Below are 8,171 nucleotides of genomic sequence, written 5' to 3'. Positions count from 1 at the left end.
TCGCCGCGCCCTGCCGCCGCGCCCTGCCGCCGCGCCCTGCCGCCGGCCCGGCCCTCAGAAGCGGCCGCCGCCGCCCATGAAGCCACCCCCGGACGAATTGCGTGACGAGCCGCCGAACGACGTCGGGCTCCACCCGAACCCGCCGCCGCCGCCCATGCCACCGCGGAGCAGGTCGCTGATGATGATCCCGCCGATCAGCGCGCCGGTGTCATCGCCACCGCGGCGGCTATAGGCCCGCTCCGCCGATTCCACGTCGGCGTTCGCCAGCGCCTGCACATGGGCGGCCAGCGTGGACGCGGCGTTGGCGTGGGCAATCGCCTCGCTCACACTGGTCGTGCGCAGGTCGCGCGCGGCCTGCAGGTGCCGTTTCGCCTCGGCCAGCCGGGTGCGCGCCTCGGACCCGATGCTGCCGCGGCGGGTGTCGATGTATTCCGATACGCCGTGCACCCGCGACTCGGCGGTGAACAGCGCCTGCTCGAGGGACCGGTTGAGGCGTTCGGCCGCGGCCTGTTCTTCGGCCAGCGTCGCCAGCACCCGATTGAGCTCCGCGTCGGCCTTGGTCAGCCGCACGAAGGTGCCCAGCGGGTCGGCAGAGCCGGCGCCGCGGGCGGCGTCGACGGCCGTGCTCGCGCCGTCGCGGGCCGCGAGGAGCTCCCCGGTGTGCGACGATTTGGATTTGGGACTGCGCTGCAACTGCTCGGTGGCATGCGTGACGGCCGCCTGGATCTCGTCCATGAGCGACGGCAGCGAAGCCACCGCGTGCCGGATGTCGCTAGCCGCACTGTCCACCGCGTCGAACAGCGAACGGGCCTGACCGAGCGCCGATTCGGCCGCCCGCACCGCATCGACCAAATCGCTTTGCCGTCCGCTCTCCACCCGTCCGGTCAGGGCGCGGGCCGCACTGATGTTCTTGTCGGCGAACGACAGTCGCTCCCGGGCGGTCGCGACGTTGCCGGAGACCGAAGTCAGTGCGGCGGCGTCGAATTCGCTGTGCAGGTCGGCCAGCCGTTGTTCCGTCGGGGTGATCCGGCTGGTGAGTTCGACATACTGCTGGGTCAGCCCGTCGAGGCGCGCGGAGGCGTTGATCACCAAATCCCGCAGCTGCTCGAAGGCCTCGGTCTGCGACTCCAGCTCGCGGTCGGCCCGCGCCGCCGACACGATCACTCGGGTGAGCAGCTCGCGCTGCTGCGCCGGCGTCTCGGGCACGTCGTCATCGAGCTGCTGACGCACGGTGAACGCTTGCGACAGTGCGGCTTTGGCGGACTCGACCGCGGTGGTGAAAGGTGTGGTGTGCTCGGCGCCGAATTCTTCGATCGCCAGCGCAAGCTCGTTGGAACTGGTGCGCACGGCGTTGTCGACGTCCACGACCATCAGCCGGGAGAGGTCGTCCAGGGTCTCGACCGGCACCCCGGCGAGCGCGCTCGGGTCGGTGGGGTCGAGCCGTCGGGCCGCGGCCAGCGCGGCGGCGCGCCGCCGTCGGCGGCGGTAGCGCATCACGATCAGCAGGACCACGACGACGACGGCGATGACGCCCAGCACGACCAGCAGCACCACCCGGCCCGACGGGTCCGGCGCCTGGTTGAGCCCGTTGGCCGCCGCGACCGCCGCGCCGCTCCAGTTTCCGTCCCGCAGCGCCGGTTCGATTTGCGTGCGCCGCAGGCCCTCGACCTGACCGGCGTTGACGCTGCGCACCTCGGTCGGCACGAGGAACGCATACGCGCGGCCGGTGGTGGCCACGGCCAGCAGGGCGTCGTAGCCACGCAGGTCGCTGTTGGCGTACGTCTGCCTCGCCCACTTCTCCGGGGTCAGGCCGCCGAAGTCGTCGACGTAGACCACCCACAACCGCACGTGGCGAGCGGTGTAGAGGCGGTCGATAGCAGATTTCACCTCGGCGTGACCGGAGTCCGACAGGACGCCCGCGCTGTCGGTGATGTAGCCCGACAGGCGGAACGGCGGCCGCGCGCCGGCGGTAGGCGCGAGCATGAGCTCCCCGGCCAGACCCACCGTCAGGATGGTCAGGAATACGCCGAGCAAACGAGCAACGCGCATACGTCAATCTAGCTCGCGACCATGCCGGACCGTAGGCCCACAAGCGCACACATCCGGCGACCGCCCTGGCAGACTGTGGTTCGGTGAGCACGAATCAGCACGACCCCTACGACGACTTCGATCGTCAGCGGCGGGTGATCGAGACGCCCAAGACCGCGGGTCTGCCGGGTACCGAAGGCCAGCACCGCACCGACTTCGCCCGCGACCGCGCCCGGGTGCTGCACAGCGCCGCGCTGCGTCGACTGGCCGACAAGACCCAGGTCGTCGGGCCCCGCGAAGGCGACACCCCGCGCACCCGGCTCACCCACTCGCTGGAGGTGGCCCAGATCGGGCGCGGCATGGCGATCGCGCTGGGCTGCGACCTCGACCTCGTCGAACTGGCGGGCCTGGCCCATGACATCGGGCATCCGCCGTACGGGCACAACGGGGAGGCCGCGCTCAACGAGCTCGCCGCCGACTACGGCGGCTTCGAAGGCAACGCGCAGAACTTCCGGATCTTGACCGGCCTGGAGCCCAAAGTTCTTGACGCGCAGGGCCGCAGTGCCGGGCTCAACCTGACCCGCGCCGCCCTGGACGCGGTCACCAAGTACCCCTGGTTCCGCGGCGGTGGGCACGACAAGTTCGGGTTTTACGACGACGACCGCGACGCGGCGGCCTGGGTCCGCGAGGGCACGCCGGCAAACCGGACGTGCCTTGAGGCGCAGGTCATGGACTGGGCCGACGACGTCGCCTACTCCGTGCACGACGTCGAAGACGGCGTCGTCTCCGAACGCATCGACCTGCGCGTGCTCGCCGACGACGACGCGGCGGCCGTGCTGGCACGGCTGGGGGGCAGCGAATACTCCCGGGTCGGCGCCGACGATTTGATCGCCGCCGCCCGGCGGCTGTCCGGGCTGCCCGTCGTCGCGGCGGTCGGCAAGTACGACGCCACGCTGACGGCGTCGGTCGCCCTCAAACGGTTGACCAGCGAACTGGTGGGCCGGTTCGCCTCGGCCGCGGTCGCGAGCACGCGCGCGGTGGCCGGGCCGGGGCCGCTGGTGCGCTACCAGGCCGACCTACAGGTGCCCGACCTGGTGCGGGCCGAGGTCGCCGTGCTGAAAACCCTTGCGCTGCAATTCATCATGTCTGATCCGCGGCACATGGAAACCCAGGCCCGCCAGCGTGAACGCATCCACCGCGTGGCGCGCTGGCTGCATGCCGGGGCGCCGCAGACCCTGGACCCGATCTTCGCCGCGGCGTTCACCGTCGCGCCTGACGACGGCGCCCGCTGGCGCGTCGTCGTCGACCAGATCGCGTCGTACACCGAAGGCAGACTGGAACGCATCGACGAGCGCCGCGCGGACTACGGCGTGTCTGACAAATAGCCCTTGCTTCCCGGCTGCGCCGCGAATGTGCGCAGACGTACGGTGACACGCCGTGCCGGCCGATACTGCGTGCACGCTCGCGGCGGTCTAGGCCCTCGCCGGCCCGCCCGGGGTCAGCTGCACTTCAGGAACACCGGGGGTGAGCCGTATTTCTGCGGCCAACCTTCGTACGCGGCATCGGTCGGCCCGACGGCCCCGGTCACCACGTTCCAACCCTGGCCCGCCTGCTGCAGCAGCGCCAGATACTTCTTCGACTTGCCGCCGTTTTCCGCGGCCTCGGCAAAGGGCGTGCCCTTGTAATCGATGGGCTGCCCGTCGGTACCCAGGATGGGGGCCGACACGAACGCCCACTGACCCGACTTTGCGACGGTGGCCGGGCCCAGCTTCGCGGGTTTGCCGAGTTGTTTGTTCAGATCGGCGACGGCGGGAGTGAGAATCGCCGCGGCGGCGGGCGATGCCGCGTCCACCTGCTGGGATTTGGCGGGATCCCACTGGCAGGTGTCGGCGGCCGCGGGACCCGCGGCGAGCACTCCGACGGCGAGAATCAGCGCCGGCAGGGACCATCGCGACATCGCCTTGCCGACTTGAAATCCGGTGCGGGCATTCATGGGCGACACCTCTCGGTGAGAGCTTGGGGCAAACATCGGATCTCGAACTTCTACCACGGCTCGCGTCGGCACGCGAGGGCATGTTCACGGGCCGGATTCCGATCACCGTCCCGCGCTCTAGACTGAGCCGATGGCTGGCCGGATCCCCGATCGCGATATCGCCGCCATCCGCGAGCGCATCCGCATCGAGGACGTCGTCGCCGATTATGTGCAGCTCAAGCGCGCCGGCGCCGACTCGCTCAAGGGGCTGTGCCCGTTCCACAACGAGAAGTCGCCGTCGTTTCACGTCCGGCCCAACCACGGCCAGTTCCACTGCTTCGGCTGCGGCGAGGGCGGCGATGTCTACGCGTTCGTGCAGAAGATCGAACACGTCAGCTTCGTCGAGGCCGTCGAACTGCTCGCCGACCGGGTCGGCCACACGATCACCTACTCGGGCGCCTCGGCGACCAACGTGCAGCGCGACCGCGGCAGCCGCAGCCGGCTCGTCGCGGCCAACGCGGAGGCCGCCGCGTTCTATGCGCAGGCCCTGGAGTCCGACGAGGCGGCGCTGGCGCGTCAGTATCTGAAGGAGCGCAACTTCGACGCCGAGGCCGCCCGGCACTTCGGCTGTGGATTCGCCCCGTCGGGCTGGGACTCGCTGACAAAGCATCTGCAGCGCAAGGGCTTTGAGTTCAAGGAGCTGGAGGCCGCGGGCCTGTCCCGGCAGGGTCGCCGCGGCCCGATGGACCGCTTTCACCGTCGGCTGCTGTGGCCCATCCGGTCCTCGGCCGGTGAGGTGATCGGGTTCGGGGCGCGGCGGTTGTTCGACGACGACCCGATGGAAGCCAAGTACATCAACACGCCCGAGACGCTGCTGTACAAGAAGTCCGCGGTGATGTTCGGGATCGACCTGGCGAAGCGCGACATCGCCAAGGGGCACCAGGCGGTGGTGGTCGAGGGCTACACCGACGTCATGGCGATGCATCTGGCCGGCGTCACCACCGCGGTCGCGTCGTGTGGCACCGCCTTCGGCGACGAACACCTGGCGATGCTGCGCAGGCTGATGATGGACGACAGCTTCTTTCGCGGCGAACTGATCTACGTGTTCGACGGCGACGCGGCCGGTCGCGCCGCCGCGCTCAAGGCCTTCGACGGCGAGCAGAACCTGGCGGGTCAGTCGTTCGTTGCGGTGGCGCCGGACGGCATGGATCCCTGCGACCTGCGGCTGAAGTCGGGCGACGGGGCGCTGCGTGACCTGGTCGCGCGGCGAACCCCGTTGTTCGAGTTCGCGATTCGCAGCGCCCTGGCCGAAATAGACCTGGACAGTGCCGAGGGCAGGGTGGCCGCGCTGCGCCGCTGTGTGCCCATGGTCGGCCAGATCAAGGACCCCACCCTGCGTGACGAGTACGCCCGGCAACTGGCCGGCTGGGTCGGTTGGGACGATGTTGCGCAGGTCATCGGCCGGGTGCGCGAGGAGGCCAAGAAGCCCAGGGCCGGTTTCAGCCCCAAGGTCCCCCGCCGGGCGGCCCAGGAGCCGCCGGTGCCGGCGTCCCCGACCGAACCCCCCGCCGCGCGCCCCGACCCGCGGGACCCCACGCTGTGGCCGCAGCGCGAGGCGCTCAAGTCCGCGCTGCAGTACCCGGCCCTGGCCGGCCCGGTGTTCGACGCGCTGACCGTCGAGAGCTTCACCCACCCCGGATACGCGGCCGTCCGCGCGGCCATCGACACCGCGGGCGGCACCTCGTCTGGCATCACCGGGGCGCAATGGATCGACGCGGTGCGCCGCCAGACGTCGTTGCCGCTGACCGCGAGCCTGATCAACGAACTCGGGGTAGAGACGGTCCAGGTCGAGGACGAGAAGCTGCCGCGCTACATCGGCGGGGTGCTGGCCCGCCTGCAGGAGGTCTGGATGGGGCGCCAGATCGCCGAGGTCAAGTCGAAGCTACAGCGCATGTCGCCGATCGAGCAGGGCGACGAGTATCACGCGTTGTTCGGCGACTTGGTCGCGATGGAGGCCTACCGGCGCAGCCTGCTGGAGCAGGCCAGCGGCGACGACCTCAGCGCGTGAGGTTCTGTTCGCGGTAGTCGGCGACGGTCGGCTCCGGCTCGCCGGCACGTTCGATGACCGTCGTCTCGCTGTCGATCTCGGCCAGTGTCACGAACCCCGTGTCGGGCGAGATCCGGTTCGCGATCTTGCGGCGGCCGCCGTCGATCACCGACCTGGCCACCGGGCTTGCGGTCACCGCGCGGTAAGTACCGACGATCTGCTCGTATCGGCGCCGGCCGGCCTTGGTGCCCAGCACGTAACCCACCCCGAGCACGAAGACATACCCGATCAAAGCGGTTCCTCCCGGACTGTGGTGCGGATGGCTCCATCCTGCCTCACGCGGCCGGGTGCGTGCCCCCCGGTCCCATCCAGTCGGGGCTAATCAGTTGGGTCCGGCCAGGCCAGTACGCTAGAGTCATCCCGCGATCGGCACGATCATTCGCGCGGATCGAAGCGGTCCTCCGTAGCTCAATTGGCAGAGCATTCGGCTGTTAACCGAAGGGTTCCTGGTTCGAGTCCAGGCGGGGGAGCCAGGTCAGTGGGTGTTTTGCCCCTTCGCACGACCGTCCGCCAACATCACGGGGCCGAGCTACGGGCGGTGCACGCGGCGCTCGATAATCGGTTCAGGCAACCCACCGTTGATTGGATGGGTGTGTTCCGCGCCGCGGCCGAGATGGCAGTGATGGAGCACGTGGGGAGGGGGGACCTGACACGGAAAGATCGTGGACTCCAAAGGCAGTGATGGACGGCATTGCTGACTGCGACGTAGTGCCGAGGCTGACGTTGAGGCGTGCTGAAATCTCGGTGCGCCGGTCGCCCGCCGGGTCGATGGGCTGAGCGATGATACGTGGCGCGGGAGCCTAACTGTCCCGCTCGGCAGCGCAGAGGTCGTCCAGCGTCAACAAGTTCAGCGAGATCGAGAGCGTCGTGGTCGTGGTCGCCCGGCGGCGGCGGTTCATCGCTCCTGCCGCCATCGTGATCTGAATGTCCTCCGGCGCGTCGGGGCCACGACCATGTAGGCCGCGCCCTCGCAGGCCCGGTGCGCTTCTGCAACCGAGCGATTGGCGAACCCGAGGATGGCCTTCGCCACCGCGAACCGGCCCTCCGGTTTGCTGAGGTCCAGGCTGCTCTTCCACTCAAGCCAGTTCGTTTCTTGCGTGGTCATCGGCGAGGTGTAAATGGCGTCGACTAGTGCCCGTAGCTCGTCCTCGGTCCGGAGAGCACGGGTCGTGTCGATGTTCCTCATGGTCATGGTGAGACGCAGGATACGCCCGGCCACCGACAACCCCGTATCGAATATTTCGACCGCGATCTAACGGGGTAGGCGAGTCACCGCCGGGCGGTCATTACGACGTCACTACCCGTTCCCTCCCGGTCGGTTCGACCGCCGCGGGCGGGGGCTACCCAGCCGCGGCGAGGGGGTGGATGCGGTCCAATTCGGCCCCCTTGTCGGCGCGAGTCACATCGGCGTCGTAGCGCGCCTGCAAGTTGATCCAGAACATGTCAGACAGGCCCAGCGCGCGCGACAGCCGCAGGCCGGTGTCGGCGGTGATGGCCCGCCGACCGTGGATGATCTCACTCAGCCGGGTTTGCGGCACGCCGATCTCCTGGGCCAGGCGGTAGGGGGTGATTCCCATCGGCGCGAGGAACTCCTCGGCGAGAATCTCGCCGGGGTGGGTCGGTGCGAAGTCAGCCATTGTCGTCCTCCTTAGTGGTAGTCGGTCAGTTCGACGTCATCAGCGCCGCCGTTGTTCCAGGTGAAACACAGGCCGTACTGGTCATTGACGCGGATGCTGTGTTGCCCTTCGCGGGGTGGTTGCAGTTTGTCTAGGCGGTTGCCCGGGGGCACCCGTAGATCGTTGATGTTCTCCGCGGCGTCGAGGATCTGCATCTTGCGGCGCGCCGCTTTGCCGAACTCGGTGCTGATCCCCTTCGGGCGGCGCAGCTCCCAGATCTTCTGGGTGTCGCTGTCGCTGAACGAGCGGATCACGCAAATAATGCTAACGTGACACGATACTAACGTCAATCGTTAGCATATGGTGAGCAGCCGCTACCCGCCGATTCTCGAGTCAGTCGGGAGCCAGGTGGCGGTAGACCGAGCAGACGTAAGAGCCCCTGAACGCA

8 protein-coding genes and 1 tRNA gene are annotated in these 8,171 nt (G+C 69.0%); 3 read left to right on the top strand and 6 right to left on the bottom strand.

The window, feature by feature from the left end; translation table 11 throughout:
• Positions 1–54: 54 nt before the first annotated feature.
• Entirely contained in the window at positions 55–2,049 is a 1,995-nt protein-coding gene (locus AC5Y5V_RS31105) for a TPM domain-containing protein (RefSeq protein ID WP_499942875.1), read from the bottom strand.
• A gap of 83 nt (positions 2,050–2,132) precedes the next feature.
• Here AC5Y5V_RS31105 and AC5Y5V_RS31100 point away from each other — a divergent pair, with 83 nt between their 5' ends.
• Positions 2,133–3,413 (top strand): deoxyguanosinetriphosphate triphosphohydrolase, encoded by a 1,281-nt coding sequence (locus AC5Y5V_RS31100; RefSeq protein WP_499942873.1) that lies wholly within the window; start codon positions 2,133–2,135, stop codon positions 3,411–3,413.
• Positions 3,414–3,526: 113 nt separating this feature from the next.
• Here AC5Y5V_RS31100 and AC5Y5V_RS31095 read toward each other — a convergent pair whose 3' ends face one another.
• Positions 3,527–4,021 (bottom strand): hypothetical protein, encoded by a 495-nt coding sequence (locus AC5Y5V_RS31095; RefSeq protein WP_499942870.1) that lies wholly within the window; start codon positions 4,019–4,021, stop codon positions 3,527–3,529.
• 130 nt (positions 4,022–4,151) lie between these two features.
• Between AC5Y5V_RS31095 and dnaG the strand changes: the two genes are divergently transcribed.
• Positions 4,152–6,068, top strand: a complete 1,917-nt coding sequence (gene dnaG / locus AC5Y5V_RS31090) for a DNA primase (protein WP_499942869.1) — start codon at positions 4,152–4,154, stop codon at positions 6,066–6,068.
• Here the strand turns inward: dnaG and AC5Y5V_RS31085 are convergent.
• A complete protein-coding gene (locus tag AC5Y5V_RS31085) occupies positions 6,058–6,339 on the bottom strand; it encodes a hypothetical protein (RefSeq protein WP_499942868.1) in 282 nt (93 codons plus the stop codon). The genes dnaG and AC5Y5V_RS31085 overlap by 11 nt on opposite strands.
• Before the next feature lie 165 nt (positions 6,340–6,504).
• Here AC5Y5V_RS31085 and AC5Y5V_RS31080 point away from each other — a divergent pair.
• Positions 6,505–6,580: transfer RNA gene (locus AC5Y5V_RS31080), tRNA-Asn, on the top strand.
• A gap of 422 nt (positions 6,581–7,002) precedes the next feature.
• On the opposite strand, the gene AC5Y5V_RS31075 is transcribed toward AC5Y5V_RS31080, so the two are convergent.
• The 3 genes from AC5Y5V_RS31075 to AC5Y5V_RS31065 form a co-directional block, all read right to left on the bottom strand.
• On the bottom strand, positions 7,003–7,212 hold the full coding sequence (locus tag AC5Y5V_RS31075) for a hypothetical protein (RefSeq protein WP_499942866.1): 210 nt from the start codon (positions 7,210–7,212) through the stop codon (positions 7,003–7,005).
• A gap of 235 nt (positions 7,213–7,447) precedes the next feature.
• Positions 7,448–7,744: a HigA family addiction module antitoxin gene (locus AC5Y5V_RS31070; protein WP_499942864.1), complete on the bottom strand. Its 297-nt coding sequence runs from the start codon at positions 7,742–7,744 to the stop codon at positions 7,448–7,450.
• A gap of 11 nt (positions 7,745–7,755) precedes the next feature.
• The gene (locus AC5Y5V_RS31065) at positions 7,756–8,037 is read right to left on the bottom strand and encodes a type II toxin-antitoxin system RelE/ParE family toxin (protein WP_499942862.1); all 282 of its coding nucleotides are present in this window, start codon (positions 8,035–8,037) and stop codon (positions 7,756–7,758) included.
• Positions 8,038–8,171: the final 134 nt, after the last annotated feature.

The organism is Mycobacterium sp. NGS68 (assembly GCF_059812195.1).
Note: the sequence above shows the minus strand (reverse complement) of the source record. Positions and strands in the feature narration are given on the sequence as shown.

Excerpts from the sequence above, each read along its gene's own strand:
- AC5Y5V_RS31105 (WP_499942875.1), bottom strand. The coding sequence starts at position 2,049 with ATGCGCGTTGCTCGTTTGCTCGGCGTATTCCTGACCATCCTGACGGTG.
- AC5Y5V_RS31095 (WP_499942870.1), bottom strand. The coding sequence starts at position 4,021 with ATGAATGCCCGCACCGGATTTCAAGTCGGCAAGGCGATGTCGCGATGG.
- dnaG (WP_499942869.1), top strand. The coding sequence starts at position 4,152 with ATGGCTGGCCGGATCCCCGATCGCGATATCGCCGCCATCCGCGAGCGC.
- AC5Y5V_RS31075 (WP_499942866.1), bottom strand. The coding sequence starts at position 7,212 with ATGACCACGCAAGAAACGAACTGGCTTGAGTGGAAGAGCAGCCTGGAC.
- AC5Y5V_RS31070 (WP_499942864.1), bottom strand. The coding sequence starts at position 7,744 with ATGGCTGACTTCGCACCGACCCACCCCGGCGAGATTCTCGCCGAGGAG.